At 67.1% G+C, this 25,386-nt stretch carries 29 protein-coding genes and 1 tRNA gene; 15 read left to right on the top strand and 15 right to left on the bottom strand.

What is annotated here, in order from left to right; genetic code table 11:
* The first annotated feature begins 7 nt into the window (after positions 1 to 7).
* Both JL100_RS24105 and JL100_RS24100 read left to right on the top strand, forming a co-directional pair.
* Complete coding sequence (locus tag JL100_RS24105; protein WP_202684081.1) at positions 8 to 781, top strand: efflux RND transporter periplasmic adaptor subunit; 774 nt, start codon at positions 8 to 10, stop codon at positions 779 to 781.
* 40 nt (positions 782 to 821) lie between these two features.
* Entirely contained in the window at positions 822 to 1,049 is a 228-nt protein-coding gene (locus tag JL100_RS24100; RefSeq protein WP_202684080.1) for a sulfurtransferase TusA family protein, read from the top strand.
* On the opposite strand, the gene JL100_RS24095 is transcribed toward JL100_RS24100, so the two are convergent.
* The 3 genes from JL100_RS24095 to JL100_RS24085 are packed head-to-tail and all read right to left on the bottom strand — an operon-like array spanning position 1,018 to position 5,013.
* Positions 1,018 to 1,992, bottom strand: a complete 975-nt coding sequence (locus tag JL100_RS24095) for a lysylphosphatidylglycerol synthase transmembrane domain-containing protein (protein ID WP_202684079.1) — start codon at positions 1,990 to 1,992, stop codon at positions 1,018 to 1,020. The genes JL100_RS24100 and JL100_RS24095 overlap by 32 nt on opposite strands.
* Positions 1,993 to 1,996: 4 nt before the next feature.
* Positions 1,997 to 2,782 (bottom strand): endonuclease/exonuclease/phosphatase family protein, encoded by a 786-nt coding sequence (locus JL100_RS24090; RefSeq protein WP_202684078.1) that lies wholly within the window; start codon positions 2,780 to 2,782, stop codon positions 1,997 to 1,999.
* On the bottom strand, positions 2,779 to 5,013 hold the full coding sequence (locus JL100_RS24085) for a VTT domain-containing protein (RefSeq protein ID WP_202684077.1): 2,235 nt from the start codon (positions 5,011 to 5,013) through the stop codon (positions 2,779 to 2,781). The genes JL100_RS24090 and JL100_RS24085 overlap by 4 nt, the downstream gene beginning before the upstream one ends.
* A gap of 216 nt (positions 5,014 to 5,229) precedes the next feature.
* On the opposite strand from JL100_RS24085, the gene JL100_RS24080 reads away from it, so the two are divergent.
* The 7 genes from JL100_RS24080 to tnpC all read left to right on the top strand — a co-directional run bounded on the left by JL100_RS24080 (position 5,230) and on the right by tnpC (position 12,787).
* Positions 5,230 to 6,822: a peptide ABC transporter substrate-binding protein gene (locus JL100_RS24080; RefSeq protein WP_202684076.1), complete on the top strand. Its 1,593-nt coding sequence runs from the start codon at positions 5,230 to 5,232 to the stop codon at positions 6,820 to 6,822.
* A gap of 30 nt (positions 6,823 to 6,852) precedes the next feature.
* Positions 6,853 to 7,770, top strand: coding sequence for an oligopeptide ABC transporter permease OppB (gene oppB / locus JL100_RS24075; protein WP_202684075.1), 918 nt, complete (start codon positions 6,853 to 6,855; stop codon positions 7,768 to 7,770).
* Positions 7,767 to 8,672, top strand: coding sequence for an ABC transporter permease subunit (locus JL100_RS24070; RefSeq protein WP_228420873.1), 906 nt, complete (start codon positions 7,767 to 7,769; stop codon positions 8,670 to 8,672). Before oppB ends, JL100_RS24070 begins: the two co-directional genes overlap by 4 nt.
* Positions 8,644 to 9,678: an ABC transporter ATP-binding protein gene (locus JL100_RS24065; protein WP_228420872.1), complete on the top strand. Its 1,035-nt coding sequence runs from the start codon at positions 8,644 to 8,646 to the stop codon at positions 9,676 to 9,678. The genes JL100_RS24070 and JL100_RS24065 overlap by 29 nt, the downstream gene beginning before the upstream one ends.
* Positions 9,675 to 10,661 carry an ABC transporter ATP-binding protein gene (locus JL100_RS24060; RefSeq protein ID WP_202684073.1) on the top strand — a complete coding sequence of 329 codons (987 nt, stop codon included), beginning with the start codon at positions 9,675 to 9,677 and terminating at the stop codon, positions 10,659 to 10,661. The genes JL100_RS24065 and JL100_RS24060 overlap by 4 nt, the downstream gene beginning before the upstream one ends.
* A gap of 75 nt (positions 10,662 to 10,736) precedes the next feature.
* A complete protein-coding gene (locus JL100_RS24055; protein ID WP_202684072.1) occupies positions 10,737 to 10,991 on the top strand; it encodes a CopG family ribbon-helix-helix protein in 255 nt (84 codons plus the stop codon).
* Positions 10,992 to 11,428: 437 nt separating this feature from the next.
* Entirely contained in the window at positions 11,429 to 12,787 is a 1,359-nt protein-coding gene (gene tnpC / locus JL100_RS24050; protein ID WP_202685838.1) for an IS66 family transposase, read from the top strand.
* On the opposite strand, the gene JL100_RS24045 is transcribed toward tnpC, so the two are convergent.
* The gene (locus JL100_RS24045) at positions 12,780 to 13,157 is read right to left on the bottom strand and encodes a hypothetical protein (RefSeq protein ID WP_228420871.1); all 378 of its coding nucleotides are present in this window, start codon (positions 13,155 to 13,157) and stop codon (positions 12,780 to 12,782) included. The two genes, tnpC and JL100_RS24045, sit on opposite strands and share 8 nt — an antisense overlap.
* A 13-nt stretch (positions 13,158 to 13,170) precedes the next feature.
* Entirely contained in the window at positions 13,171 to 13,359 is a 189-nt protein-coding gene (locus JL100_RS24040) for a hypothetical protein (protein ID WP_202685461.1), read from the bottom strand.
* Between the two features lie 242 nt (positions 13,360 to 13,601).
* Between JL100_RS24040 and JL100_RS24035 the strand changes: the two genes are divergently transcribed.
* From JL100_RS24035 to JL100_RS24020, 4 genes are all read left to right on the top strand, one after another.
* Complete coding sequence (locus JL100_RS24035) at positions 13,602 to 13,862, top strand: AbrB/MazE/SpoVT family DNA-binding domain-containing protein (protein ID WP_202685460.1); 261 nt, start codon at positions 13,602 to 13,604, stop codon at positions 13,860 to 13,862.
* Positions 13,863 to 14,109: 247 nt separating this feature from the next.
* Positions 14,110 to 15,378 (top strand): molybdopterin molybdotransferase MoeA, encoded by a 1,269-nt coding sequence (locus tag JL100_RS24030; RefSeq protein ID WP_202685459.1) that lies wholly within the window; start codon positions 14,110 to 14,112, stop codon positions 15,376 to 15,378.
* Positions 15,379 to 15,392: 14 nt separating this feature from the next.
* Complete coding sequence (locus JL100_RS24025; protein WP_202685458.1) at positions 15,393 to 15,893, top strand: CoA-binding protein; 501 nt, start codon at positions 15,393 to 15,395, stop codon at positions 15,891 to 15,893.
* Positions 15,894 to 15,912: 19 nt separating this feature from the next.
* Positions 15,913 to 17,232, top strand: a complete 1,320-nt coding sequence (locus JL100_RS24020; RefSeq protein ID WP_202685457.1) for an O-acetylhomoserine aminocarboxypropyltransferase — start codon at positions 15,913 to 15,915, stop codon at positions 17,230 to 17,232.
* On the opposite strand, the gene JL100_RS24015 is transcribed toward JL100_RS24020, so the two are convergent.
* The gene (locus JL100_RS24015; RefSeq protein ID WP_202685456.1) at positions 17,219 to 18,460 is read right to left on the bottom strand and encodes an MFS transporter; all 1,242 of its coding nucleotides are present in this window, start codon (positions 18,458 to 18,460) and stop codon (positions 17,219 to 17,221) included. The two genes, JL100_RS24020 and JL100_RS24015, sit on opposite strands and share 14 nt — an antisense overlap.
* A gap of 114 nt (positions 18,461 to 18,574) precedes the next feature.
* The gene (gene cutA, locus JL100_RS24010; RefSeq protein WP_202685455.1) at positions 18,575 to 18,889 is read right to left on the bottom strand and encodes a divalent-cation tolerance protein CutA; all 315 of its coding nucleotides are present in this window, start codon (positions 18,887 to 18,889) and stop codon (positions 18,575 to 18,577) included.
* Positions 18,890 to 18,978: 89 nt separating this feature from the next.
* On the opposite strand from cutA, the gene JL100_RS24005 reads away from it, so the two are divergent.
* Entirely contained in the window at positions 18,979 to 19,299 is a 321-nt protein-coding gene (locus JL100_RS24005; RefSeq protein WP_228420870.1) for a hypothetical protein, read from the top strand.
* 581 nt (positions 19,300 to 19,880) lie between these two features.
* On the opposite strand, the gene JL100_RS24000 is transcribed toward JL100_RS24005, so the two are convergent.
* From JL100_RS24000 to JL100_RS23965, 8 genes are all read right to left on the bottom strand, one after another.
* Positions 19,881 to 19,954 (bottom strand) — tRNA-Pro (locus JL100_RS24000).
* 109 nt (positions 19,955 to 20,063) lie between these two features.
* A complete protein-coding gene (locus JL100_RS23995) occupies positions 20,064 to 20,576 on the bottom strand; it encodes a MerR family transcriptional regulator (RefSeq protein ID WP_202685454.1) in 513 nt (170 codons plus the stop codon).
* 2 nt (positions 20,577 to 20,578) lie between these two features.
* The gene (locus JL100_RS23990) at positions 20,579 to 20,911 is read right to left on the bottom strand and encodes an integration host factor subunit alpha (RefSeq protein ID WP_202685453.1); all 333 of its coding nucleotides are present in this window, start codon (positions 20,909 to 20,911) and stop codon (positions 20,579 to 20,581) included.
* A 148-nt stretch (positions 20,912 to 21,059) separates the two neighbouring features.
* A complete protein-coding gene (locus JL100_RS23985; RefSeq protein WP_202685452.1) occupies positions 21,060 to 22,034 on the bottom strand; it encodes a beta-ketoacyl-ACP synthase III in 975 nt (324 codons plus the stop codon).
* Complete coding sequence (gene plsX, locus JL100_RS23980; protein ID WP_202685451.1) at positions 22,035 to 23,138, bottom strand: phosphate acyltransferase PlsX; 1,104 nt, start codon at positions 23,136 to 23,138, stop codon at positions 22,035 to 22,037. It abuts the gene before it with no gap.
* A gap of 50 nt (positions 23,139 to 23,188) precedes the next feature.
* The gene (gene rpmF / locus JL100_RS23975) at positions 23,189 to 23,374 is read right to left on the bottom strand and encodes a 50S ribosomal protein L32 (RefSeq protein ID WP_202685450.1); all 186 of its coding nucleotides are present in this window, start codon (positions 23,372 to 23,374) and stop codon (positions 23,189 to 23,191) included.
* Between the two features lie 101 nt (positions 23,375 to 23,475).
* Positions 23,476 to 24,054, bottom strand: a complete 579-nt coding sequence (locus JL100_RS23970; RefSeq protein ID WP_202685449.1) for a YceD family protein — start codon at positions 24,052 to 24,054, stop codon at positions 23,476 to 23,478.
* Between the two features lie 68 nt (positions 24,055 to 24,122).
* A complete protein-coding gene (locus tag JL100_RS23965; protein WP_202685448.1) occupies positions 24,123 to 24,668 on the bottom strand; it encodes a ubiquinol-cytochrome C chaperone family protein in 546 nt (181 codons plus the stop codon).
* A gap of 140 nt (positions 24,669 to 24,808) precedes the next feature.
* On the opposite strand from JL100_RS23965, the gene bamE reads away from it, so the two are divergent.
* Positions 24,809 to 25,285, top strand: a complete 477-nt coding sequence (gene bamE / locus JL100_RS23960) for an outer membrane protein assembly factor BamE domain-containing protein (protein ID WP_202685447.1) — start codon at positions 24,809 to 24,811, stop codon at positions 25,283 to 25,285.
* Positions 25,286 to 25,386 lie beyond the last annotated feature (101 nt).

The raw sequence follows: 25,386 nt of genomic DNA, 5'->3' as shown, positions 1-25,386 counted from the left end.
GACGGCCATGACCGGGTGGTTCTCCTGCCTGCTTGCCGCCGCCCTCCTGATCGCCGCCGCCCCGGCCGCCGGCCAGTCTTTCGATCCCGGCACCGGCCTTGGCGGCGTGCCGGAGATCCGGGCGCAGATCTCGCCCCGGCGCAGCACCATGCTCTCGTCGGAACTGGCGGCCAAGATCGACGACCTGGGCCTTCGCGAGGGCGAGCGGTTCAAGGAGGGGCAGAAGCTCGTCGGGTTCGACTGCGCGGTCCACCGCGCCCGGCTGAACAAGGCGGTCGCCCAGCAGCAGGCCGCCCGCAAGCTGTACGAGGTCAATTCCCGGCTCGACAAGCTGGGATCGGTCAGCACGCTGGAGCTGGAGGCCGCCGCGGCCCAGTTCAGCGCGGCCGAGGCGGAGACCGCCATGATGCGCACCATGGTCGAGCGCTGCGTCGTCCTTGCCCCGTTCCCCGGGCGGATCGCCGAGCTGAAGGTGCGGCGCTACGAATTCGTCACCGAGGGCAAGGAGCTGATGGAGATCCTCGACGACCGGGAGCTGGAGGTCGAGATGATCGTGCCGTCGCGCTGGCTCTCCTGGCTGGTGCCGGGGACCGGGTTCAAGGTCCTGATCGAGGAGACCGGCCACGCCTACGCGGCGGAGGTGACCCGGCTGTCCGCCCGGATCGATCCGGTCAGCCAGTCCATCAAGGTGTTCGGCAAGGTGGTGGAGAAGAGTGGCGGCCGTCAGCAGGAACTGCTGGCGGGCATGAGCGGCCGGGCCGTGTTCGCCGTGCCCAACTGAGCTACACTCGCCTCCGGTCCCGACAACAGGAGGAGAGTGAATGGCACGGGAACTGGATATCCGGGGGCTCCATTGCCCGCTTCCGATTCTGCGCACGCGCCGTCAGCTCGACCACATGGCGGCGGGGGAGGAGTTGATCGTGCTGGTCACCGACCCGGCGTCGGTCATCGACTTCCGCCATTTCTGCAATACCACGGCGCACGAGCTGGTCGAGCATTCCGCGGAGGGCGGCGTCTTCACCTATCGGATCCGGCGCGGCGAGGGCTGAGAGCCGCGCCGGCCGCCGGGGTTTCGCCCAGCGCCAGGAACAGGCCGCCGGGCAGGCTGACCAGCAGAAGCATCGCTCCGAACAGGATCGACATCAGGAGCGCGCCGTCCACCGGGACGCCGGCCAGCCCGAACACCGCGACGACGGCGCCTTCGCGCAGGCCCCAGCCGGCGATCGACAGCGGCATGCCCGCGACCAGCACGATCGGCGGCATCAGCACCAGGCAATCGACCAGACCCACCGGCACGTCCAAACCCCTGGCGATCAGCCACATGGTCGCCCCGGCCAGCAGATGGACCAGCGCCGAGACGCCGACGATCGGCACGGCGGTCAGGGGGCGGGCGAGGAGACCGCGCACCGTCCGGCCGAATTCCGCGACGCCGGCCAGCCTTCCCGGGAGCCACCGGCCCGGCAGCCGGTCGGCCGTCAGCGCCAGGGCCAGCAGGGCGATTCCGATACCCAGGCCGGCCAGCAGGCCCCAGCGCATCGCCGGATCGGGCATGCGCGCCAGCAGGGCCGGCCCGGTGGCCAGGACCACCGCGACCAGCCCGAGCAGCGCCGTCGTCCGGTCGACCAGGACGCCGCGGACGGCGGTTCCGACCCCGTGCCCCAGCGCGCGGAGCCGCCAGACCCGCCAGACATCCCCGGCGATCGAGGTCGGCAAGGCCTGGCCCAGGAAGAAGGCGGCCAGGTTGATCCGCAGCGCCCGCGCGGTGCCGATGGCGGCACCGAGCCCGGCCATGATGAAGGCCCAGCGCCACGAGATCAGCACGACCTGGACCACAGTCAGGGCAAAGGCCGCCGCCAGCCACAGGGGATCGACGCCGGCCAGGCGCCCGGCGAGGGCCTCCAGGTCGGTCTGCCGCAGCAGCAGCCAGAGCAGCAGGCCCGACAGGGCGAAACGCAGGGCGGCGAGCGCGAAACGGCGGAGGCGGTCGTTCAAGATGTCAGTTCTTCAGGGCGACGGTGGCGCGCACCGGCAGATGGTCCGACGCCCGCCGGGTCACCGGCGTTCGGACCACGTCGTAGTTGGACAGCACCAGCCCGTCCGACACGAAGATCCGGTCGAGCCGGAGCGTCGGCATCCGGACATGGAAGCTGCGCGGCGCGGCACAGTCGGCGAAGCAGTGCATCAGCCGCTTGATCCGGGGCGACCGGGGCCGCCACTCGTTCAGGTCGCCCATGAACACGGTCGGCCGGTCCGCTCCGCGTTCCACCGTATTCAGGACGCGGGTGATCTGGGCGTTGCGCTCCCACGGGTCCAGGCCGAGATGGGCGACGATCACCCGGACCACCTTGTCGCCCACCTGGATGTCGGCGTCGATGGCGCCCCTCGGCTCCCGGTGGGGCAGGGACAGGTCCATCGGCCGGATCTCCAGCACGGGCAGCCGGCTGAGCAGCGCGTTGCCGTAGTGGGCGCGCTCGTTGTGCTTGGTCGGGCCGGAATAGGCCTTCAGCCCGGTCTCGCGGCCCAGGAACTCGAACTGGTCCAGCCCGATCTCGCCCCGATGGTGCCAGCCGACCTCCTGGAGCCCGACCACGTCGGCCTCCAGCCCCTTGACCACCCCGGCGATCCGGTCGGGCGCGAATTTGGCATCCACACCGACACAGCTGTGCACGTTGTAGGTCGCGACTCGGAACGAGCGCAGGCCGGGCGGCGTCGCTCCCGGCCGCTCGTCGCGCTCGTCGACGCTCTCGATGTCGGTATCGGTGTTTTCGAGCAGATCAGTCACGCTTTACTTGCCCCCGTCCTTGCTGTCGTTGCCGCTTCACCCTTGCGCGTCGGACCCGGCTTCGCCCGTCCGCCCAACAGCTTGTTCGCGATCCATCCCAGGCTGGCCGCCACCAGCGCGATGCCGACGGCGATCCCGATGCTGGCCGGAGTGGGTTCCCGCAGGGTCCGTTCGAGCTGGCTGCCGAGCAGGCTGAACGCCAGCACTCCCGGCGCCATGCCGATCGCCGTCCCGATGATATAGTCAGTGAACCGCAGATGGGACGCCCCCGCCACCACATTGACCACGCTGAACGGTGCGACCGGTATGACCCGGATCACCGCGACCGCCAGAATTCCCCGGTCGGCGAGCCTCCGGCTGATCCTGTTGACGAAGCGGCCCCCGAAACGCCGCACCCAGCGCCGGCCGCCGTACCGGCCGACCCCGAACAGGACGGCGGCGCTGGCGAGGCAGCCGCAAAGGGCGGTGGCGAACCCCCAGACGGGGCCCAGCACGATGGCCGTCGCGGCGATCAGCACCATCACGGGGAACATCACGAACCCGCCGAGCACATAGACGGCCACGCCGATCAGCGGTCCCAGCGGCATGTCAGCCACGCCCTGGGCCCAGTCCAGCACGCCGTCCACGGTCGCGAGTTCGCTCAGGCCGGTGAAGCGCCACAGGGCGGCGAGCCCCGCCAGCAGCAGGGCCAGAACCCCGACGGCCAGTCCGAACTTCAGGCGCGGTGTCGGCTTTTCAAGGTCGGGCATGATCCGGCGGGTCAGTTCCTCTGCGGTTACCGGCTTCTCCGGGTCGAACAGGTGGATCTCGGCGATGAAGCTGTCGACACCGGCAACATCATCCACGGTCACCGGTTCCAGGCGGCGGCCATTCGGGTCGTGGAAATGCCGGATCGTCTCCAGCAGGGAACCGGTTTCGGCGACCTTGGCCGCGACGGCGTCGCGGGAGGCTCCCAGGTGCTCCGCCAGCAGCCGGTCGCGGTAACGGCGGATCGCCTTGCGCCGTGCCTCGCAGCCGGCATGGCCGGGAACCGCCTCGACCGCCAGGTCGCATTCGGTGTCGAACCCCATGGACCGGTTGTTCAGGTTGGACGAGCCGATCCGCATCAGCGTGTCGTCCACCACCATGGTCTTGGAATGGATCGTCACCGGCACCCCGGCCGGCGTGACCGCGCCGAAGATGGCGAACTTGCCGTAGGTGTCCGCTTGGCGCAGCCGGTCGACCAGATGGCGCCGCGCCCGGCCCATCAGCTCCTCCTCCAGCCAGCCGGGGCAGTTCAGCGGGGTGACCACGACGATCTCCGGCCCGTCGGGGGCGCCCAGCCGGGACAGCAGCGCCTGTCCGACGCATTCCGCGGTGAAGTACTGGCTTTCGATGTAGATCAGGTGCCTGGCGGCGGCGATGGAGGCGACGTAGAGCGCCTCGACCTCCCGCGCCTCGGCCTGGTCGCCATGGCGGGGCAGGGTGCGGGCGATGCCGACCTCGACGTCGCGCAGGTCGGCGCGGAGCCGGTCGGGCCAGGGGTCCGACGGGACCGTGGCCGGGGGCATCGCCGGCTCGCCGGTGCCGCGGTGCCAGCGGTAGCGGGCCAGTTCGCCCAGCGCCGCCGCGGCCTTCCCGTCCACCGCCATCATCATGTCGTGGAACGGGTCGTACAGGTCGCCGTTGGGCCGCCGGCGCCTGATGTCGTGGTCCCGGTGCTCGCTGGTGTCCCAGCGGTTCGCCGTGATGTCGATGCCGCCGCAGAAGGCCAGCGCGTCGTCGATCACGACCAGCTTCTGGTGGTGGCAAGCGCCGGCGGGGTGCTCGCCGTCCAGCCGGAACGAGACCCGCGTGTGGGTCATCAGGTCCAGGAGGGCGGTCGGGAAGATCTCGCGTTCCAGCGCGAAGATCATGGAGAAGTCCCACTTCAGCACATGGATCCGGAGATTCGGCCGGGTCTCCACCAGCCGCTCCAGGAATTCGCCGAACCGGTTGGGCACCTTGGGGTCGGCCGGGCCGCTCTCCAGCCCGATGCGCGTGTCGAAGTCCCAGCCGAGCAGGATGATGGAGTGCCGCGCCTTCAGCATCGCCGACTTGACCGCGCTGTAATAGTCGGCGGCGTCGATGATGAAGGCGACCCTGTCGGCATGTTCCAGGCGCCAGCAGGTGGCGCCGGGCCGAAGTACCGGCGGCGACGTGTCGAGCGGGTCTGGAACGGGACAGTTTCGGCGGGGCTCGGGCTGCGGCATGGGGATCGGACTTCGGCTTGGCATCCGGGATGGGACGTATCGTTGTATTAACGTTTGACAAGCCGGGATAACCTCAAACCGGCGGGAAACGCCGTGCCGGCGGGTTGATACACAATAAAGTTGCAAATTCCTTTCCCGGTAAAGGGTTCGCGGGAAAATGCGTTGCGGTCGCGGAAGGTCGTGCTTTACGTTTACGTAAACAGGGAGATTCAAAACATGCGGAATCTGCGTAAACTCCTGGCGTGCGCCGGGCTGGCCTTGGCACTCGCCGCGACGACATCCGCTTCATTGCATGCCGAGGTCGTCCTGAAGCGCGGCAACGGCGCGGAGCCTGAATCCCTCGACCCGGCCATCTCGACCGGCGTGCCGGAATCCTTCATCCAGATGGACATCTTCGAGGGGCTGGTGCATCCCGGCCCCGACGGTACCCTGCGCCCCGGCGTGGCGGAGAGCTGGGAGATCAGCGACGACGGGCTGACCTACACCTTCAAGCTGCGGCCCGACGCGGTCTGGTCCGACGGAACGCCGCTGACGGCGGGGGACTTCGTCTATTCCTGGTCGCGCATGGTCGATCCGGCGACGGCGTCCAACTACGCCTTCATCCTGTGGCCGATCACCAATGCGGAGCGGATCACCAAGGGCGAGGTGCCGAAGGAGCAGATCGGCGCGCAGGCCGTGGACGACCGCACGCTGAAGGTGACGCTGCGGTCGCCGACCCCCTATTTCCTCCAGATGCTGATGCACCACTCGGCCTATCCGGTGCCGAAGCAGGCCATCGAGAAGTTCGGCAGGGAATGGACGCGGCCGGGCAACATCGTGTCCAACGGTGCCTACATGATCCAGGAATGGGTGCCCCAGGGGCACATCAAGGCGGTCAAGAACCCAAGGTTCCGCGATGCCGCCGAGGTCGGGATCGACACCGTCTTCTATTACCCGGTCGAGGAGTACGGCACCGAGCTGAAGCAGTTCCGCGCCGGCGAACTGCACACGACCTACGACGTCCCGCAGGAGCAGATCCCCATGCTCGAGAAGGACATGGCCGGACAGTTCCGCAACTCGCCCTATTTCGGCACCTACTACTACGGCATCAACGTCACCCGCGAGCCGTTCAAGAGCAACGTCAGGCTCCGCCACGCGCTGGCCATGGCCCTGGACCGCGACATCCTGGTCAAGCAGATCACCAAGGGCGGCGAGATCCCGGCCTATGGCTGGGTGCCGCCCGGCGTGCCGGGATACGAGCAGCAGCAGGTGGAGTGGGCCGGGACGGACCAGAAGGCCCGCGTCGCCGAGGCGAAGAAGATCCTGGCCGAGGCCGGCTTCGACAAGGGCAACCCGCTGAAGGTCGAGCTGCTCTACAACACCAACGACAACCACAAGAAGATCGCCATCGCGGTCGCCGGCATGTGGAAGCAGTTCCTGGGCATCGAGACCACGCTGCGGAACGAGGAATGGAAGGTCTATCTGGAAAGCCGCAACAAGAAGCAGTTCGAGGTGATGCGCGCCGCCTGGATCGGCGACTATGTCGATCCCTACAGCTTCCTGGAACTGCTGCGCGGCGACATCGGGGAGCAGAACCCGGCCGGCTACGCCAATCCCGAATACGACGCGACGGCGGACAAGGCGACCGCCGAGACCGATCCGGCCGCGCGCTTCGGCCTGCTGGCGGAGGCCGAGCGGATGGTGCTGGCCGACATGCCGATCATCCCGATCTATTTCTACAGCCAGCAGCACATGGTGTCGGACAAGGTGAAGGGCTGGCAGGACAACCTGATGGACTGGCACCCGACCCGCTACCTGAGCCTCGAATAGCCCGGAAGCTCCTGCCTGAAGGAATACGCCGTGCTGAGCTATGCCGTCCGCCGCCTGCTGGGCGCGATCCCGACGCTGCTCGTCATCCTGACGATCACCTTCTTCCTGGTCCGGCTGGCCCCGGGCGGGCCGTTCGACGGCGAGCGCACGCTTCCGGCGGAGATCGAGCGGAACCTGGCGGCGGTCTACCACCTGGACGAGCCGCTGCCGATGCAGTACCTGCGCTATCTGGGGCAGGTGGCGCAGGGCGATTTCGGGCCGTCCTTCAAGTACAAGGACTTCTCGGTCACCCAGCTGATCTGGAGCGGCTTCCCGGTATCGCTCCAGCTCGGCGGCACGGCCATGCTGCTGGCGGTGGTGATCGGGACGGCGCTGGGCGCCTTCGCAGCACTCCGCCAGAACAGCGGGCTGGACCATGCGGTGATGGGGACGGCCATGGTCGGCATCGCCGTGCCGAACTTCGTGATAGCACCCTTGCTGACCCTGGTGCTGGGCGTCCATCTGGGGCTGCTGCCGACGGGCGGCTGGGGAACCTGGCAACAGATGCTGCTGCCGGTGGTGGCGCTGGCCCTGCCGCAGATCGCCTACATCGCCCGCATGACCCGGGCCAGCATGATCGAGCTGCTGCGCTCCAACTTCATCCGGACCGCGCGGGCCAAGGGCCTGCCGGAACGGGTGACGATCCTGCGCCACGCGCTGAAGGGGGCGCTGCTGCCGGTCGTCTCCTACCTGGGGCCGGCCACCGCGGCGGTGATCACCGGGTCGGTGGTGATCGAGCAGATCTTCGGCATTCCCGGGATCGGCCGCTACTTCGTCCAGGGCGCCCTGAACCGCGACTATACGCTGGTGATGGGCGTGGTGATCTTCTACGGCGTGCTGATCATCCTGTTCAACCTGATCGTCGATCTCGCCTACGGGCTGCTTGATCCGAGGGTCCGGTATGATTGAGGTTTCCTGACATGGTCCTGCACGACCCTGCCGTGGCGGTGGCGACGCCGATCCGAGGGCGCAGCCTGTGGGGCGACGCGCGGCGCCGACTGATGCGCAACAAGGCCGCCGTCACGGCCGCCGTGGTCCTGGCTTTGGTGGTGGTGGCCTGCGTCGCTGGCCCGCTGCTGATCCCGTTCGACCTGGACGAGATCTCCTGGGACGCCATCATGGCCCCGCCCGATCCTGCATCCGGGCGTTACTTCGGAACCGACGCCAACGGCCGCGACCTGGCGGTCCGCACGCTGCACGGCGGGCGGATCTCGCTGATGGTGGGTCTGGTCGCCACGGCGGTCAGCCTGACCATCGGCGTGCTCTACGGGGCGACGGCGGGCTATCTGGGCGGCCGGGTGGATGCCGTGATGATGCGGCTGGTGGACGTGCTCTACTCGCTGCCCTTCATGTTCTTCGTGATCCTGCTGATGGTGTTCTTCGGCCGGAACATCGTGCTGATCTTCGTCGCGATCGGGGCGGTGGAGTGGCTGGACATGGCGCGGATCGTGCGCGGCCAGACGCTCAGCATCAAGCGCAAGGAGTTCATCGAGGCGGCGCGGGCCGGCGGCGTGCGCCCGCTCTCGATCATCCGGCGGCACATCATCCCCAACACTCTGGGTCCCGTGGTCGTCTACATGACGCTGACCGTGCCCAAGGTGATCCTCCTGGAAAGCTTCCTCAGCTTCCTGGGCCTGGGTGTCCAGGAACCCATGACCAGCTGGGGCGTGCTGATCAGCGAGGGTGCCGCCAACATGGAAAGCGCCTGGTGGATGCTGGTCTTCCCCGCGGTCTTCCTGGCGGTGACCCTCTTCTCGCTCAACTTCATCGGTGACGGAATCCGTGACGCTCTCGACCCAAAGGACCGGTGAGGACGCCCTGCTCTCGGTGCGAGGCCTGACCACCCGCTTCGCCACCCCGGAAGGGGAGGTGCGGGCGGTGGACGACGTGAGTTTCGACATGGAGCCGGGAGAGACCGTCGGCGTGGTCGGCGAGTCCGGCTCCGGCAAGAGCCAGCTCTTCATGACCGTGATGGGCCTGCTGGCCGGCAACGGGCGGGCATCGGGAAGCGTCCGGTTCCGCGGCAAGGAGATCCTGGGGCTGCCGGCGCCGGCGCTGAACCGCATCCGGGGCGAGAAGATCTCCATGATCTTCCAGGACCCGATGACCTCGCTGAATCCCTACCTGAAGGTCAGCACCCAGATGACCGAGGTGCTGCGGCTCCACAAGGGCATGGACAAGGCGGCGGCCCGCGCCCGCGCGGTCGAGATGCTGGATCTCGTCCGCATCCCGGAGGCCCGGCGCCGGCTGGACATGTACCCGCACGAGTTCTCCGGCGGGATGCGCCAGCGGGTGATGATCGCCATGGCGCTGCTGTGCCGGCCCGACCTGCTGATCGCGGACGAGCCGACCACCGCCCTGGACGTCACGGTGCAGGCCGCGATCCTGGACCTGATGGGCGATCTGAAGCGGGAGTTCAACACCGCCATCGTCCTGATCACCCACGACCTGGGCGTGATCGCCGGGCTGGCCGACCGGGTGATGGTGATGTATGGCGGCCGGGTGATCGAGACCGGCACCGTCCGCGACATCTTCTACGCGCCCGGCCACCCCTATACCGAGGCGCTGCTGCGGAGCATGCCGCGCATCGACGCCGACACCCTGTCGGAGTTGCCGACGATCCCGGGACAACCGCCCAACCTCCAGCACCTGCCGCCGGGCTGCAACTTCCAGACCCGCTGCCCGTATCGTTTCGAGCGCTGCGTCGTCGAGGACCCGGCCTTGCTGACCGTCGATCCGGCGCGGGGACTGGCCCGCGCCAAGGCCTGCCACCTGCAACGCCTCGCCGTGGATCACCCTGCCGTGGAATGCCGATGACCGCCGCGCCCGCTCCCCTCCTGTCGGTCCGCGACCTGCGGGTCTCCTTTCCGGTCCCGCGCGGCATGTTCCGCGGTACCGATACCCTCCGCGCGGTGGACGGTGTCAGCTTCGACCTCTATCCCGGCGAGACGCTGGGCATCGTGGGCGAATCCGGCTGCGGCAAGTCGACCCTGGGCCGCGCAGTGCTGAAGCTGATCGAGCCGACCGGCGGCACGGTCGCGTGGCTGGGCGAGGACATCTCCGCCCTGCCGGAATCGCGCATGCGCCCGCATCGCCGGGACATGCAGGTGATCTTTCAGGACCCGCTGGCCTCGCTGGACCCGCGCATGACCGTCGGCGACATCATCGGCGAACCGCTCGACACCTTCCATCCGGACCTGAAGCGCGCCGCCCGCCGCGCCCGGATCGAGGACATGATGGCCCGCGTCGGCCTGCTGCCGGAGATGATCAACCGCTATCCGCACGAGTTCAGCGGCGGCCAGGCCCAGCGGATCGGCATCGCCCGGGCGATGATCCTGAACCCCAAGCTGATCGTCTGCGACGAGCCGGTCTCCGCCCTCGACGTGTCGATCCAGGCGCAGATCGTGAACCTGCTGATGCGGCTTCAGCGCGAGTTCCACCTGTCGCTGATCTTCATCAGCCACGACCTGAGCGTGGTGCGCCACATCAGCCACCGCATCATGGTGCTGTACCTGGGCAAGCAGGCGGAACTGGCCGACCGCAACACCCTTTACCGCGACCCGCGCCACCCCTACACCAAGGCGCTGATCTCGGCGGTGCCGATCCCCGACCCGGACCGGGAGCGGGCCAAACGACGCATCGTCCTGACCGGCGATCTGCCGTCCCCCTTGAACCCGCCCAGCGGCTGCTATTTCCGCACCCGCTGCCCGCGCGCCGAGGCGGTCTGCGCGGAGGTGGCGCCCGGCTTCGACCCGGTGGCGCCGGGGCACTTCGCGGCGTGCCATTTCAGGAGTGGCTGAAGAGATCCACTTGACCGGTGTCGTGTCATCAATGCATGCAATGTATGCTTTGGGGCCATGATTATGGAGCGCAGGATGCCGGCCAGCGTGTCTCTATCCTTCACGGTGGATAAGCAGACGGTGGAACAGCTCAACCGGCTGGCCGAAGCGACCGACCGTCAGCGATCCTGGATCCTTGAGCAGGCACTACGGGCCTATCTCAAGACTCATGCGTGGCAAGTCGAAGATATCCGGCAAGCTCTGGCCGAAGCCGATGACGGCGATTTCGCGACCGATGATAAGATGGCCGAAACCTTCGCGTCGTTCGACCGTCCGCCGGGCCAGCGGTGAAGATCCGCTACCTGTGAGGCGCCCGACGGAACATCGCGGACATTTCGGCTTAGATCCGCCGAGACAATCCAGCCGCTGCCTCCCACGTCGGCCATAGAATACAGGACGTGATTGGCAAGCTGGCTAACCGTCTCGGGTCCTGATCAAGAGCAAGCCGTCTTGCTTTCAAGCGCACGAATTTCGTCGATTGCGAGTGAAAGGTACGCACAAGTATCGAAGAACAATGCGAGCGACTCCTGATTATAATGGCGGCGGCAGGTTAGATACATTAGCTCGCCATGAATATTCAGGAAATTGTACCTCATGCCGCCAGGGCGTTTGGTCCCTTTTTTCATGGAGATCCATGGGTCATTGAAATCGATGTGCATCAGAGGTGATTGCTCACGGGGTTGGCGAAAAGGGTTGCGCTGCGGCTTGGAATATGAGTCAAGGATGGGATGGAGAAACCGCCGCGTTACCGTCTGAGTGAGGCTGAGAAGGACGCCCTGCTGGTCGAGCAGGCGGCGCTGATCGAGCGTCTGGCGGCGCGGGTTGCCGAACTGGAAGCGCTGATCGGGAAGCCGCGGAAGACGTCGGCCAATTCGCACATTCCGCCGTCGCAGGACGGCCCCGGCGGTGCGTCGCGTACGGCGGACGCCAAGCGCCGGCGCAAGCCGCGGCCGTCGCGCCCCGGAGTATCGCGCCCGCTGGCCGACGATCCGGACCGGACCGAGCGCCGCCTGGTCGAGGGCTGCCCGCATTGCGGGACGGCGGTGCCCGAGAGCGCCCAGCGGTGCCGGCACCGCTACGACCACATCGACCTTCCGGTGATCCGCCCGGTGGTGACGCGGGTCGAGCTGTTCGGCGGCCGGTGCGGCGATTGCGGGCGGCGCTACCGGGCCGCCCCGCCCGCCGCCATGCCGCCGGGCACCCCGTTCGGACCGGGCATCCGGGCACTGCTGGCCTATCTGCACCACAGCCATCATGTCGGCTTCGAGCGGCTGTCGCGGATGCTGGAGGAGTTGTTCGGACTGACGATCTCAGAGGGCGCCATCGCCAATGCGTTGCGCCGCATGGGCACGGCGTTCGACACGGCCTGCGCGGCGATCAAGGCCAAACTCCTGGGGGCTTCCGTCATCGCCTCGGACGAGACCACGACGCGGGTCAACGGCGTGATCCACTGGCAATGGGTGTTCCATTCCGGGCAAGCCGTGCTGCACACCATCGCCCCCAGCCGCGCCCGGGCGGTGGCCGCCGGGATCCTGGGCGGGCATCGGCCCGAGGTCTGGATCTCCGACCGCTACGCCGGGCAGCAGGAACTGGGACGGGTCCACCAGGTCTGCCTGGCCCACGTTCTCAGGGACGTGCAGTACGCCATCGACTGCGGCGACACCATGGTCGCACCCAGGATCCGCGATCACCTGCTCTGGGCCATCCGCGTCGGCAAACGAAGACCGGGCCTGAAGGACAGCACGCTTGCCGCCTACGCCGCAAAGGCCGAGCGCGGCCTCGATGCCCTGGTCGGTACCCCCGCCGCCCATCCGGCCGGACGCGAGTTGCAGCGGCTGGTCAAGGCATGGCGCGGCAAGTTCTTCGTCTTCCTCGCCGACCGCCGCGTGCCGCCGACCAACAACGCCAGCGAGCAGGAAATTCGCCCGTCCGTGGTCTTCCGCAAGGTCACCAACGGCTTCCGATCCGACTGGGGACCCGGCATCCACGCCGGGTATCGATCCGTGACAGGAACGGCGCGTCGGCAAGGTCAATCCGCCTGGACCGCCGTACGCCACCTCGTCGGTGGAACCTTCGCCGTCACCTGACGGCTCGCGATCCGCCAACCCCGTGAGCAATTACCATCAGAGAGCCGATAATATTTATTATTATCTTTTCCTGGAAGTTTTCGTAATGGAAATTGTCAATGATCTCATGGCCCAGGTGTACGATCCTGTGTCGGCTGAATCGGTAGAAAAGGACACCCGAAAGCTTGCCCTCTGAAATCCCGTTCAGAAGACCTCTTCGTGCCTTCAGGAAACTCGCATCGAAGTCAGCTTCTGCAAAAGCCTCCGCATAGGCTTTCTCGGAAACGTAAATCCTTGCTCTGTCGGATGGGTGAGCCGAGGCTTTGGCGACCTGGATGATCCTGCCGAGGAGGCCGCGCTGGAACGATTCAGTGAAAAACTGGAGGGTCATAAAGCACTTCGCCTTACCACTTGGCGTTGGCGAACCACGCATCGACGTTGTTGTCATCCTCCTGGCCACCAGCCACACCGTCGTTCGTGCCGAACTCTTTGTCGGTGGTAGCGGATCCCGCCTTCTGCCGTGTCAATTGTATGGCCGAGTCCAGAAAATGCTCACGGACAGCTTCATCTTCAAGTTGCGCTAAGCTTTTCATTCAACCCTCCGGACCCAAGAAACTCGAAGCTAGGCGTGGGTGGTCGCGTATACTACTTTCTTTCTGGGTAAACACCAAAAATTCTGTGAATCAGGCAGAAGAATCCACAAAATTCTCGGACGGGATGTTTCTGGGAGAGTCGGCGTCCTCCATGCCCATGCTTCGGAGAAAACAGCCTGCCCCTCGGGCATGACAGGGACCACCTTAAGGCTGAGGCGCGGCATTCTTTGCCAGAGGACAGCTTGGGAATCCACGTCATGCATCCATATGTCGTCATGGCCGCCGACGGTCGCTTAGTGATCCCGGCAGATGTCCGATCCCAATTGGGCATGCAAGAGGGAGGCAATTTCATCCTCCATGTCGAGGGCGGTCAAGTCCACCTTGTGCCGATCCGGGCTGCCGTGGCTTGTGCCCAGGCGATGGTACGCCGCTATGTCCCGGAAGGGATCAGCCTGGTCGATGAACTGAGCGAGGGGCGTCAGTCGGCGGCCGGGCTTGAGTGATCCGGTTCTTGATGGATCGACGGTTCCTGCCTGTGGTGGGAACGGCAGGCCAAGGTCATCACCGCTGAAAGCGCTTGGGACGATCGCGTGGAAGCCGCAACCGGCCTAAGAATCCTGCGGATACCCAACGGGTCTTCATCCTGATATCGGGTTGGCTACTATCCGCTGGGGTGACGGCTTCGGTCCGGCCCGTTACGATGCGGCGTTCCGACCCTGCCGTTTCCGAGACTTCGAGAGAACACTTCCCATGGCCCAGCTCAGTGACGATTGCTTCGCCTTCGGCGGCCCCCTGATGTCCCTGGACGCCGCGCGCGGGATGCTGGCGTCCCGGCTGGTGGCCGTCACGGAGGTCGAGCGGGTGGCCCTGGACGGCGCCCTGGACCGGGTGCTGGCGGAGGACGTGGTGGCGGGGGTGAGCGTGCCGCCCCATGACAATTCCGCCGTGGACGGCTACGCGGTGCGGTTCGAGGATCTGTCCGCCGAGCGGGAGACCGTGCTCCCCATCGTCGCCCGGGTGGCGGCCGGCGACCGGCCGGTGGAGAGGGACCCGGCGGGGACGGCGGTCCGGATCTTCACCGGGGCGCCGATGCCGGGCGGTTACGATACCGTGATGATGCAGGAGGATTGCGGCGAGCGGGTCGCTTCCGACGGGACCCTGAGCGTGGTCATCCGACCCGGCATCAAGCGCGGCGCCAACCGGCGCAGCGCCGGGGAGGATGTCCAGGAGGGCTCGGTGATCCTCCGCGCCGGGCGGCGGCTTCGGCCGCAGGATATCGGGCTGATGGCGGCGGTCGGCCTGACCGGCGCTGCGGTGCGCAGGCCGCTGCGGGTCGCGGTCGTCTCGACCGGCAACGAGCTGGAGGAACCCGGCCGGCCGCTCGGCCCCGGCGCGATCTATGATGCCAACCGCTTCACCTTGTCGGCGCTGGTCCGCCGGATGGGCGGGCTGGTGACGGACTTCGGCATCCTCCGCGACAATCCGGCCGAGCTTCGGGCGGCGCTGGTGCGGGCCGCCGAGGGGCACGACCTGATCGTCACCACCGGCGGGGTTTCGACCGGCGAGGAGGACCATGTGAAGGGTGCGGTCGAGTCGCTGGGCGGATTGCATTTCTGGCGGCTCGCCATCAAGCCCGGCCGGCCGGTGGCGCTGGGCCAGATCGGCGGCAAGCCGTTCGTCGGGCTGCCCGGCAACCCCGTGGCCGCCATGGTCACCTTCTTCTGCCTGGCGCGCCCCCTGATCCAGCTCCTGACCGGCGAGACCGTTTCGGAGCCGACACTGTTCCGGGTCCGGGCCGATTTCGACTACAGGAAGAAGGAGGGCCGCCGGGAGTTCGTCCGGGTCTGCCTGGCTTCCGACAGCGCCGGGGAGTTGGTCGCGACCAAGTTCGCCCGCGACGGCGCGGGCGTCCTGTCCTCCATGGTGGAGTCCGACGGCCTCGTGGTCCTGCCCGAGGACATGACCCGGCTTGAGCGGGGCGGCATGGTATCGTACATGCCGTTCAGCGAAGTGCGCTAACCTGGGCGGATTCGATGAAGCACGACACGTACACCGACCAGTACCTCTCGGACATCCTGGCCTCGGTCAAGGTGATCGCCCTGGTGGGGGCAAGCACCAACTGGAACCGGCCCAGCTATTTCGTGATGAAGTACCTGCAGTCCAAAGGCTATCGCGTGATCCCGGTCAACCCCGGCGTCGCCGGGCAGGAATTGCTGGGAGAGACGGTGCATGCCCGGCTGGAGGACATTCCCGAGCCGGTCGACATGGTCGACGTCTTCCGCAATTCCGAAGCGGCGGGGCCCGTGACGGACAGCGCGATCGCGATCGGCGCCAAGGTCGTGTGGATGCAGATCCAGGTGCGGAACGACGCGGCCGCCGAGCGGGCGGAGCAGGCCGGGCTGAAGGTCGTGATGGACCGCTGCCCGAAGATCGAGTTCATGCGGCTCCACGGCGAGCTGGGCTGGAACGGCATCAATTCGAACGTCATCACCAACCGCAAGCGGCCGGTCAAGGCCGTCAAGAAACTGATGTAGGACAGGGGAGGAGAGCGCCATGGCCGGGGACGGGACTGGGCAGAGGACATTCGGGTTCGAGACGCGGGCCGTGCATGCCGGGGCGGCGCCCGATCCGGCGACCGGCGCGCGGGCCACGCCGATCTACCAGACGACGAGCTACGTGTTCGACGACGTCGAGGACGCGGCCTCCCTCTTCAATCTCCAGAAGATGGGCTTCATCTATTCGCGTCTGACCAACCCGACCGTTTCGGTGCTGGAAGAACGCATCGCCAGCTTGGAGGGCGGCCGGGGCGCCACCGCCACGGCGTCGGGGCATGCGGCGCAGATGCTGACCTTCTTCGCGCTGATGGCGCCGGGGGAGGAATTCCTGTCGTCGCGCCGGCTCTATGGCGGGTCGCTCAACCAGTTCGCCAACAGCTTTCCCCGCGCGTTCGGCTGGAAGGCGGTGTTCGTCGACGGCGAGGACGCCGACAGCTACCGCAGGGCGCTGACGCCGAAGACCAAGGCGATCTTCATCGAGAGCCTGGCCAACCCGGGCGGCGTGGTCTCCGACATCGCGGCCATCGCCGAGGTGGCGCGGGAGGCCGACATCCCGCTGATCGTGGACAACACCATGGCGACGCCGTACCTGTGCCGCCCGATCGAGCACGGCGCCACGCTGGTCGTCCATTCCACCACCAAGTTCCTGTCGGGCCACGGCAATTCGGTCGGCGGCGCCGTCGTGGACAGCGGCCGGTTCGACTGGACCGCAGCGGGCAAGTACCCGGCGCTGACCGAGCCGGAGCCGGGCTACCATGGCCTTCGCTTCCACGAGACCTTCGGCGACCTGGCTTTCACCATCCACGGCCATGCCATCGGCCTGCGCGACCTGGGGCCGAACCAGCAGCCGATGAACGCCTTCCTGACCATCACCGGGATCGAGACCTTGGCGCTCCGCATGGAGCGGCACTGCGCCAACGCGCTGAAGGTCGCCGAATTCCTCCAGGGACACCCCGCCGTGGCCTGGGTCAATTATGCGGGACTGCCGTCCAGCCCGTACCACGAACTGGCCCGCAAGTACCTGCCCAAGGGAGCGGGGGCGGTTTTCACCTTCGGCCTGAAGGGCGGCTTCGATGCCGGCGTGGCGGTGGTGGAGGGCGTCGAGCTGTTCAGCCACCTCGCCAATATCGGAGATACCCGGTCGCTGATCATCCATCCGGCCTCGACCACCCACCGCCAGCTCTCCGAGGAGGGGCTGAAGGCGGCCGGGGCGACGCCCGACGTCATCCGCCTGTCGGTCGGCATCGAGAGCGCCGAGGACCTGATCGCCGACCTGGATCAGGCGCTGGCGAAGGCGGGCTCCGCTACTCCGCGCTGACGGCCGGGGCCGCCAGCGGCGGCGCCACGGAAGCGGCCGGCACGGCGGGGGCCACCGCCGGCGCTTCGCGCGGCAGCAGGGTGGCCGCCAGCACGGCGGTGGCCGCGAAGCCGCCGAGCATGACGAAGAGCCACCAGAAGTCGGTGCTCCAGCCATAGGCCAGCGCCACGAGCTGGACGCCCAGGGGGGCCACGCCGAAGGACAGGACGAACTTGGCGCCGAACGCCAGCCCGCGGTGCCGGGCCGGCGTGTAGCGGGCGAGCAGCATGGTCTCCGCCGGGATCTGGAGGCTCTGGGTGAACACCACCAGGGCCGCCACCACCAGCAGGGGAAGCCCGGCGAAATGGGAGGCGACCAGCAGCAGCGGGATCTGGAGCGCCAGGCACCCGACATAGACCCGCTTCAGCGGATAGCGGTCGGACAGCATGCCGCCGACGAACTGCGACCCGCTGGCGAACAGATAGACCAGGGTGACCAGCCCGCCGACGCCCAGGGTTCCCTCGCCGACAAGGCCGGTCATGCGCTCCCCGAACCATTTGGGCATGGCGGTCATGGTGGACTGGAAGATCAGGCCGGCGCAGACCATGGTGACCGACAGCACCAGGAAAGCCCGGACGGCGTCGGCCCGGTTGGTCCCCGGCTGCGCCCTGACGTCCCGTTCCCTGTCCGTCACCAAGCCGGTCGCGATGCAGGCCAGCAGCGCGAAGCCCGCGGCCATGCAGACCGCCCCCGGAACGATGAAGGCGGCGCGCCAGTTGATCAGTTCGGTCAGGCCGCCGGCGACGACCGCGGCGCCCGCGATGCCGACGCTGCCGAAGATGCCCATGACGCCGAGCGCGCGGCCCCGGTTGGTCGCGTTCTTGATCACCCAGGACATGCCGACCGGATGGAAGATCGAGCCGCCCAGCCCCAGGACCGCCAAGCCCGCCGCCAGCGCCGTGGTACCGTCGGAGAGGCCGGCGGCGATCGACCCGGCGCCCGTCAGCAGGAAGAAGACGACCATCATCCTGGCGTCGCTCCAGCGGTCGCCCAGCCAGCCGGCGATCGGTGCGCCGAGGCCTATCATCAAGGAGCCGACGGTCCACAGCCGGATCAATTCGTCGTAGCTCATGGCCCAATCCCGCTCCAGCCCGAGCACGACGGTGAGGTACAGCGCGGTCAGCACATGCATGAAGGCATGGCCGATACAGGCGAACCCCAGCGAAAGGCGGGCGGAAAGGGGAGACATTCGGACCTCGGAGGAAGAAAGGGGCGCTGCTGTGGAAGAACGTTCGATGAAACCGTCGCATGTCGCGGCGAAACCGGGCAAGTTGCACCGGGCGCATGGCTCCTATGCGCGGCTTCATCCGGATTCGGCGGTGATCCAGTCCAGATAGGGGGCGTGGCCCCGCGTCAGGGGCAAGGCCACGATGCAGGGGCATTCATAGCTGTGGATCTCTTTCACCCTTGCCGCCAAGCGGTCGAACAGGCCGGCCGTCGTCTTGGCGATGACGACCACCTCGCCGGCCTGCTCGACCTTGCCCTGCCAGCGATAGATCGAGGTCATGCCGGGCAGCAGGTTGGCGCAGGCGGCCAACCGATTCTCCACCAGGGCGCGCCCGATCCGGTGCGCCTCGTCGAGAGTCGGCGCCGTTATGTAAACGAAGATCACGTCCATCGATCGCCTGCCGCGTGTGCATGATGTTGGCTGAACAGGCAGGCTAACGTAAGATGCGCCACCCGTCATCCCACCAGCCGGACCGTCCCATGACCGCTCTTCCAGAAACCGGCCCAGAAGCGGGCGCCCGGCCGGAGGCCCGGCAACTCCAATGGCTGCGCCGCGGGCTCGCCCAGCCCGGCGGAAAGCTGCCGCTGTTCGATGAGGAGGGGCAGCGCGTGGACCGCGCGCTCGTCCGGTCCTGCATCGACGCCGGGTGGGCCGAGCGCTGGTTCCACAATCCCCTCAAGCCGGACTGGGTGGTCTGTCGCCTTACCGGGGCGGGTCGATCGCTGCTTGGGGCACATGTGGACCGCGGGGCGGGCGACGGACAGAAAAATTTTGCCAGTGGCGATACGTCGCAGGCTTGACATAATAACGTCTTCCAACGCATACATGTGCAACGGATGACACCGGCCCGAGTTTAGGGGGGAACGCCCGAAAAAGGGCGAAGCGACCAACGAGTCGCAGGAAGTTTCGGTAGACGCGAACGGCCCCCGATCGGGGGCCGTTCGTGTTTGCGCGTGCCTGATCGATGTCGGACGCCAGCGTCGGGAAGAGGATGCTTTTTTGGTAGAGCGTTCCTCCCTTTATCGTCATGACCGGGCTTGACCCACGACTGGCCGGAACGGCGATTGCACCGTGAGGGAAAGTATTAGCCGTAGGCAGAAACATTGCCTTTTCGTCATGGCCGGACTTGATCCGGCCATCGTATCGCAGGTCTCACCGGGGCTTCGTGGCCGGAGATGCCCGGATCAAGTCCGGCCATGACGATAAAAAGAAGACAAAGTATCTTGAGCATCAGCTGCGGGTTGATAAGCAAGTACCGCGCCGGACAGCCGTGGCCCAACCCCGGTTTCCCTCGTCGATGACGGCGCCGCTCCGGAACGGAAAGAGCCAGCAACGTTCGTCACGTTGCCGGCTCTCGACCGATTTCAGTTTCCTGAAGATATCGGGCAGGCGGGATTCGAACCCACGACCCCCAGTCCCCCAGACTGATGCGCTACCAGGCTGCGCTACTGCCCGTCAAACCCAGGCGATCCGTACCGGCCTTGCCGGCGCCGGTTCGTCCGGTGTGGCGCGGACTATAGCCGCGCCCCCGGGGTCACGCAATCGCTCCGATGAATTTATTTGCCTATTTCCTGCCGCCCCGCAGCATGTCGCGGAGCGCTATGAGTTCGGTCAGCACGGCCTCGATGTCGTCGCGCTGGGCGCGGGACATCCCGCCGGAACCCTCGTACCCATGGCCATGGTCGTCTTCGTCGTCATCATGGTCGAAGGGCTCGTGATCCGCCTCCGCTCCAGAGGCGCCGCCGGGCTCCTCCCCGGCCGGGGGCGGCTGGTCGCCGGCCGGCTGCTGGGGCGTGCCGCCGCGGGATTCGCGCAGCAGGCGCTGCACGCCCTTGATCGTGTAGCCTTCCTTGTACAGCAGGCTCTGGATCCGCCGGAGCAACTCGACGTCCTCGGGCCGGTAATAGCGCCGGCCGCCGCCGCGCTTCAGGGGGCGGATCTGGGGGAACTTGGTTTCCCAGAAGCGCAGCACATGCTGCGGCACGTCGAGTTCGGCCGAAACCTCGCTGATCGTGCGGAAGGCTGTGGCCGACTTCGCCATGCTGCGGGGCCGCGGGTCCGGGTTTGGTGCGGTCATCGTCACGAGGCTACTTCAATATGCGGCGGGTCGAGTTCGGCGAGCGTCTGGTTGATCCGGGACTTGAGCACATGGCTCGCCCGGAAGACCAGCACGCGCCGCGGCATGATGGGCACCTCCTCGCCGGTCTTGGGGTTGCGCCCGACGCGCTGCCCCTTCTGCCGGACCGAGAAACTGCCGAAAGACGAGATCTTCACCATCTCCCCCCGCGCGAGGGCGTCGGAGATCTCGTTCAGGACGGTCTCCACCAGATCGGCGGATTCGTTGCGCGACAAGCCGACTTCCTGGTACACGGCCTCGCTCAGTTGAGCGCGGGTGACGGTCTCCTGAGTCATGACGTCTTCCCTCTCGCCAGTGGCCCGCTAGCCGCCGGACCTGCCGCCGGAACCGTAATCCCACGGAAGAAATGCGTCAATTACAAAGAGTTGGCGGACATCGTTGAGGGGCGGGGCGGCATCACAGCTTTACCGGTCCGGCACCGCGTCACATCCGGACCAGGGCGGAACCCCAGGTGAAGCCGCCGCCCATGGCTTCCATCAGCACCAGGTCGCCCTGTTTGATCCGGCCGTCATGGACCGCCTCCGCCAGCGCCAGCGGGATCGAGGCGGCCGAGGTGTTGCCGTGGTGGTCAACGGTCATCACCACCTTGTCGCCCGACAGCTTCAGCTTGCGCGCCGTGCCTTCGATGATCCGCTTGTTGGCCTGGTGGGGCACCAGCCAGTCGATGTCGTCGGCGGTAAGCTTGTTGGCTTCCAGCGCCTCGTTCACGACCTCGCTCAACCGGGTCACGGCGTGGCGGAACACGTCCTGGCCGACCATCCGGACATGGCCGGTGCTCTGGGTCGCGGAAGGGCCGCCGTCGACCCACAGCAGCTCGTACTGCCGCCCGTCGGAATGCAGGTGGGTGGACAGGATGCCGCGGTCGCTCGTGGCGCCCTCGCCCTCGGCCCCCTGGAGCACCACCGCCCCGGCGCCGTCGCCGAACAGCACGCAGGTCGTGCGGTCTTCCCAATCCAGGATTCGGGAGAAGGTCTCGGCGCCGATCACCAGCGCCGTCGTCGCCTGGCCCAGCCGGATGAAGTTGTCGGCGACCGACAGGGCGAACACGAAGCCGGAGCAGACCGCCTGGAGATCGAAGGCGAACCCCTTGGTGATTCCAAGCTCCGCCTGCACCTTCGTGGCGGTCGCCGGGAAGGTGTGGTCCGGCGTGGTGGTCGCCAGGATGATCAGGTCGATGTCGCCCGCCGAGATGCCGGCATGGTCCAGCGCCCGGCGCGCCGCCGCCAATGCCAGGTCGGATGTCTTCTCGTCCGGCGCGGCGAGGTGGCGCGACCGGATGCCGGTGCGCTGGGTGATCCAATCATCGGAAGTGTCGACCCGCTTGGCGAGGTCATGATTGGTCACAACGTTCTGCGGCAGGTACGAGCCGCAGCCTACGATCCTTGAACGTCGAACCATCTATATGGCCGCTGCCTTTGAGTCCGGGAGGGATGAATTCGGAACCGTGGGTTCCTGCTGGGGCGCGCCGTCCGGGGAGGCGGCGGCAAGGTCGCCGATACGCGCCATCTCGGCCTTGATCGTCTCGTTGAAACCCCGGGTCACCAGATCGACCGCCACGCAGATCGCGTTGGCGAAACCGGTCGGGTCCGTGCCTCCGTGGCTCTTCACGCACACGCCCTGCAAGCCCAGGAACATCGCGCCGTTGTACCGTCGCGGATCCATGCGTTTCTTGAGCTTGGTGAAGGCGTTGCGGGCCAGCAGATAGCCCAGGCGCGCCACGATCGAGGATTCGAACGTCCGGCGCAGCAGTTCGGAATAGAGCTTGGCGGTGCCCTCGGCCGTCTTCAGCGCGACATTGCCGGTGAAGCCGTCGGTGACGATCACGTCGACCGTGCCGGACGGGATGTCGTTGCCCTCGATGAAGCCGTGGAACTTGCCGGGCAGGGGAGTCACCCGCAGCTGGGCGGCGGCGGCCTTGATCGACTCGTGCCCCTTGACCTCTTCGGCCCCGATATTGAGCAGGCCGACGGTCGGCTGCATCAGCCCCAGCACGGTGCGGGCGAAGACCGATCCCATGACCGCGAACTCGACCAGGTTCCTGCTGTCGCACTCGATGTTGGCGCCCAGGTCCAGCATTACGCTCTCGCCCCGAAGCGTCGGGAAAAACGAGGCTATCGCCGGCCGGTCGATGCCCGGCAGCGTCTTCAGCACGAACTTCGCCATGGCCATCAGCGCGCCGGTGTTGCCGGCGGACACGACGCACGCCGCCTTGCCCTGCGCCACCGCGTCGATGGCCAGCCGCATGCTCGAATTCCGGCCCGCGCGCAATGCCACGGCCGGCTTGGCGTCGTTGCTGACGGCATCCGGCGTGTGATGGATGGTGGAAATGCGCTCAAGATCGGGAAGGTCCGCGAGCAGCGGCTTTATCCGCTGTTCGTCGCCGAAGAACAGGTAATCGATCTCCGGGCAACGCAGCCGAGCCATATCGGCACCCGCGACAACCACTTCCGGCGCATGATCTCCGCCCATGGCATCCAGGGCGATCGTCAAACGCGCGCTCACCGCATCCGATCTCCGTACACCGTCCGGTTCCGATCCGTCCGCCGGACCGGTCAAGCGGTCGCGGCTTCTGCCACCACGTCACGGCCGTCATACTGGCCGCACGAGCCGCAGACATGGTGCGGGCGCTTCAACTCGCCGCAGTTCGGGCACTCGGCATAGGAGGCGGCGGTCAGGGCGTGGTGGGAGCGGCGCATGTCGCGCCGGGACTTGGAGGTCTTTTTCTTCGGAACAGCCATCGTCGGAACTCTCTATTATAAAAGGCGGCCCGAAGGAGCCGCCTTATGCGAACCGCTTCATTACAGAAAACGCCCCCGGGGGGCAAGCGCGAACCGCGAATTTAGTGGGGCCGCTTCAGCTTGGCAAGGGTCAGGAACGGATTCGGCCGCTCGGCCGCGACCTCCTCCACGCCTTCCGCGGGCGCGTCCTCGATATGGTCCTCGAAGGCGATGCCGGGGCAGCGCGGATAGGGGTCGAGGGCCAGCGACAGGTGCTGGGCGGTCAGCTCGCCGATGTCGATCCGGTTGCCGACCAGCGGTTCCGGCGGCTCTTCCGCGTCCGGATCGATCTCCACCTCGGCAGGGATCTCGGGAATCAGGTGGCGGGGCGCGAACAGGATCTCGAACTCGTCCGCGACATGGTTCTCCACCGGTTCCAGCGTGACGACGCAGGTCTGGACCACGTCGGCCTCCAGCGTGCCGCGGACCCGGATCATCTGGCCGCCGCGCACCCGCTTCAGCCGGACGGTGGCGGTCAGGGACTTCAGGTCCCGCAGGTCCAGCCGCCCGGCGAGCCGCCGGCACTCCTGCGGGTTGGCCTTGATGGTCTGGACCATCTCCTCGCCGCTCACCTTGTCGGCGAGCACGTTCCGGGAGAATTCCGGTCCGATCGACGGGGTGGCAATCGGCTGGTCGGTCATGGGGCCTCCTTCGACGTCCTCCGGTGCCGGGCGGTCGGCACCGGCGAAAATGTCACCCTGATAAAATGTCACCCTATAACAGGCGGCGGCCCGAATTGCACACGGCCGGCGGCCAGGCTTTCCACCGGCTGGACGGCGAGGGCGGCGGTCTCCCGCCTCATGTAGGCGGCCATGGCGGCCAGATGGGTTTCGGGCACTTCCAGGACGGTGCCGTACAGGTTGCGGTCGAGGGCGGCGTAAAGCTCGGCGTCGCCGGGGTCCGCCAAGCCCTTCTCGTAGGAGACGATCCTTCCGTACAGCCCCTTGGCCATGTTCTTGATATGCTTGGGCACGCTCAGGTCGCCGATGCCGATCTCCCGCAGGCTGCGGTCCATGTCCGCGATCAGGGTGTCGAACAGTTCCTGGGACACGGCGGCGGCTGCCTGCCCCTGGCCCTTCAGCCGGCGCATCACCAGGAACGCATGCAGCGCGATCATCTCGAACCGCCCGTCGATCGTGTCGGGCACGCCGAATCCGGCATAGAATTCCGGCCGCCGCGCCTGGGCGACGATGGTTTCGTAGAGGTCCAGGGCCTCGGCCTCGGGGCGCTTGCGCCGGAACAGGCGGTTCAGCAAGGGGGGATCTCCCTGATCCGAAAAGTTGACATGGCGGCGCGGGGGGTGCAATTGTCCCACCCGAAATGGGTGCCGCCCCAGTCCCCGTCAATCCGCCTCGGATGGCGGGGAGGGCGTTCAATGGACATTACCGGGCAATCATGGTCAGACCAACACTTCGTCACGTCTCCGCCGCCTGCCTGCTCGGCCTGACGGTGGCCGCCTGCTCCCCCACGATCGACACGCGCGGAAATCTCGCGGAGAAGACCCGGCTCGACCAGATCCAGCCCGGCGTCAGCACGCGCGACGACGTGGCGGTGACGCTGGGGACTCCGTCGACGGTCGGCACCTTCGACGAGAACACCTGGTACTATATCGGCGCGCGCACGGAGAAGACCGCGTTCTTCCAGCCGGAAGTGGTGGAACGCAAGGTCGTGGTCGTCCGGTTCGCCGAGAACGGCACGGTCGCCGACATCAAGGAACTGGACCAGTCCGCCGGCCAGCAGGTCGAACTGGTCGAGCGCACGACGCCGACCGCCGGCCGCGACATGAACTTCATCGAACAGATGCTGGGCAATATCGGCCGCTTCTCCGGCGGCCAGGGCGGAGTCCGCCAGCCGGGCCTGCCCCGGCGCTGAGGCTCGGACCCGGGCGGCGCGCGCCGCCCGGGTCCGCGGGGTTGTCATACCGAAACCGTTGCAACGGTTTCGGTATGACCCTTTCAATCAATGCCCATGGC

The sequence above is a fragment of the Skermanella mucosa genome (assembly GCF_016765655.2).
Classification (GTDB): domain Bacteria; phylum Pseudomonadota; class Alphaproteobacteria; order Azospirillales; family Azospirillaceae; genus Skermanella; species Skermanella mucosa.
The sequence above is the reverse complement of the archived record's forward strand: the minus strand, read 5'-3'. Positions and strand labels throughout refer to the sequence as shown.

What these genes read in the sequence shown, in the direction of transcription:
- JL100_RS23970 (WP_202685449.1), bottom strand. Translation starts at nt 24,054, where the DNA reads ATGACCGACCAGCCGATTGCCACCCCGTCGATCGGACCGGAATTCTCC.
- JL100_RS24005 (WP_228420870.1), top strand. Translation starts at nt 18,979, where the DNA reads ATGACCGCTCTTCCAGAAACCGGCCCAGAAGCGGGCGCCCGGCCGGAG.
- JL100_RS24085 (WP_202684077.1), bottom strand. Translation starts at nt 5,013, where the DNA reads ATGCCGCAGCCCGAGCCCCGCCGAAACTGTCCCGTTCCAGACCCGCTC.
- JL100_RS24045 (WP_228420871.1), bottom strand. Translation starts at nt 13,157, where the DNA reads ATGACCCTCCAGTTTTTCACTGAATCGTTCCAGCGCGGCCTCCTCGGC.
- rpmF (WP_202685450.1), bottom strand. Translation starts at nt 23,374, where the DNA reads ATGGCTGTTCCGAAGAAAAAGACCTCCAAGTCCCGGCGCGACATGCGC.
- tnpC (WP_202685838.1), top strand. Translation starts at nt 11,429, where the DNA reads ATGGAGAAACCGCCGCGTTACCGTCTGAGTGAGGCTGAGAAGGACGCC.
- bamE (WP_202685447.1), top strand. Translation starts at nt 24,809, where the DNA reads ATGGTCAGACCAACACTTCGTCACGTCTCCGCCGCCTGCCTGCTCGGC.
- JL100_RS24080 (WP_202684076.1), top strand. Translation starts at nt 5,230, where the DNA reads ATGCGGAATCTGCGTAAACTCCTGGCGTGCGCCGGGCTGGCCTTGGCA.
- JL100_RS24015 (WP_202685456.1), bottom strand. Translation starts at nt 18,460, where the DNA reads ATGTCTCCCCTTTCCGCCCGCCTTTCGCTGGGGTTCGCCTGTATCGGC.
- JL100_RS24100 (WP_202684080.1), top strand. Translation starts at nt 822, where the DNA reads ATGGCACGGGAACTGGATATCCGGGGGCTCCATTGCCCGCTTCCGATT.
- JL100_RS24025 (WP_202685458.1), top strand. Translation starts at nt 15,393, where the DNA reads ATGAAGCACGACACGTACACCGACCAGTACCTCTCGGACATCCTGGCC.
- cutA (WP_202685455.1), bottom strand. Translation starts at nt 18,889, where the DNA reads ATGGACGTGATCTTCGTTTACATAACGGCGCCGACTCTCGACGAGGCG.
- JL100_RS23995 (WP_202685454.1), bottom strand. Translation starts at nt 20,576, where the DNA reads ATGACCGCACCAAACCCGGACCCGCGGCCCCGCAGCATGGCGAAGTCG.
- JL100_RS24060 (WP_202684073.1), top strand. Translation starts at nt 9,675, where the DNA reads ATGACCGCCGCGCCCGCTCCCCTCCTGTCGGTCCGCGACCTGCGGGTC.
- JL100_RS24105 (WP_202684081.1), top strand. Translation starts at nt 8, where the DNA reads ATGACCGGGTGGTTCTCCTGCCTGCTTGCCGCCGCCCTCCTGATCGCC.
- JL100_RS23990 (WP_202685453.1), bottom strand. Translation starts at nt 20,911, where the DNA reads ATGACTCAGGAGACCGTCACCCGCGCTCAACTGAGCGAGGCCGTGTAC.
- JL100_RS24030 (WP_202685459.1), top strand. Translation starts at nt 14,110, where the DNA reads ATGGCCCAGCTCAGTGACGATTGCTTCGCCTTCGGCGGCCCCCTGATG.
- JL100_RS24040 (WP_202685461.1), bottom strand. Translation starts at nt 13,359, where the DNA reads ATGAAAAGCTTAGCGCAACTTGAAGATGAAGCTGTCCGTGAGCATTTT.
- JL100_RS23985 (WP_202685452.1), bottom strand. Translation starts at nt 22,034, where the DNA reads ATGGTTCGACGTTCAAGGATCGTAGGCTGCGGCTCGTACCTGCCGCAG.
- JL100_RS24020 (WP_202685457.1), top strand. Translation starts at nt 15,913, where the DNA reads ATGGCCGGGGACGGGACTGGGCAGAGGACATTCGGGTTCGAGACGCGG.
- JL100_RS24055 (WP_202684072.1), top strand. Translation starts at nt 10,737, where the DNA reads ATGCCGGCCAGCGTGTCTCTATCCTTCACGGTGGATAAGCAGACGGTG.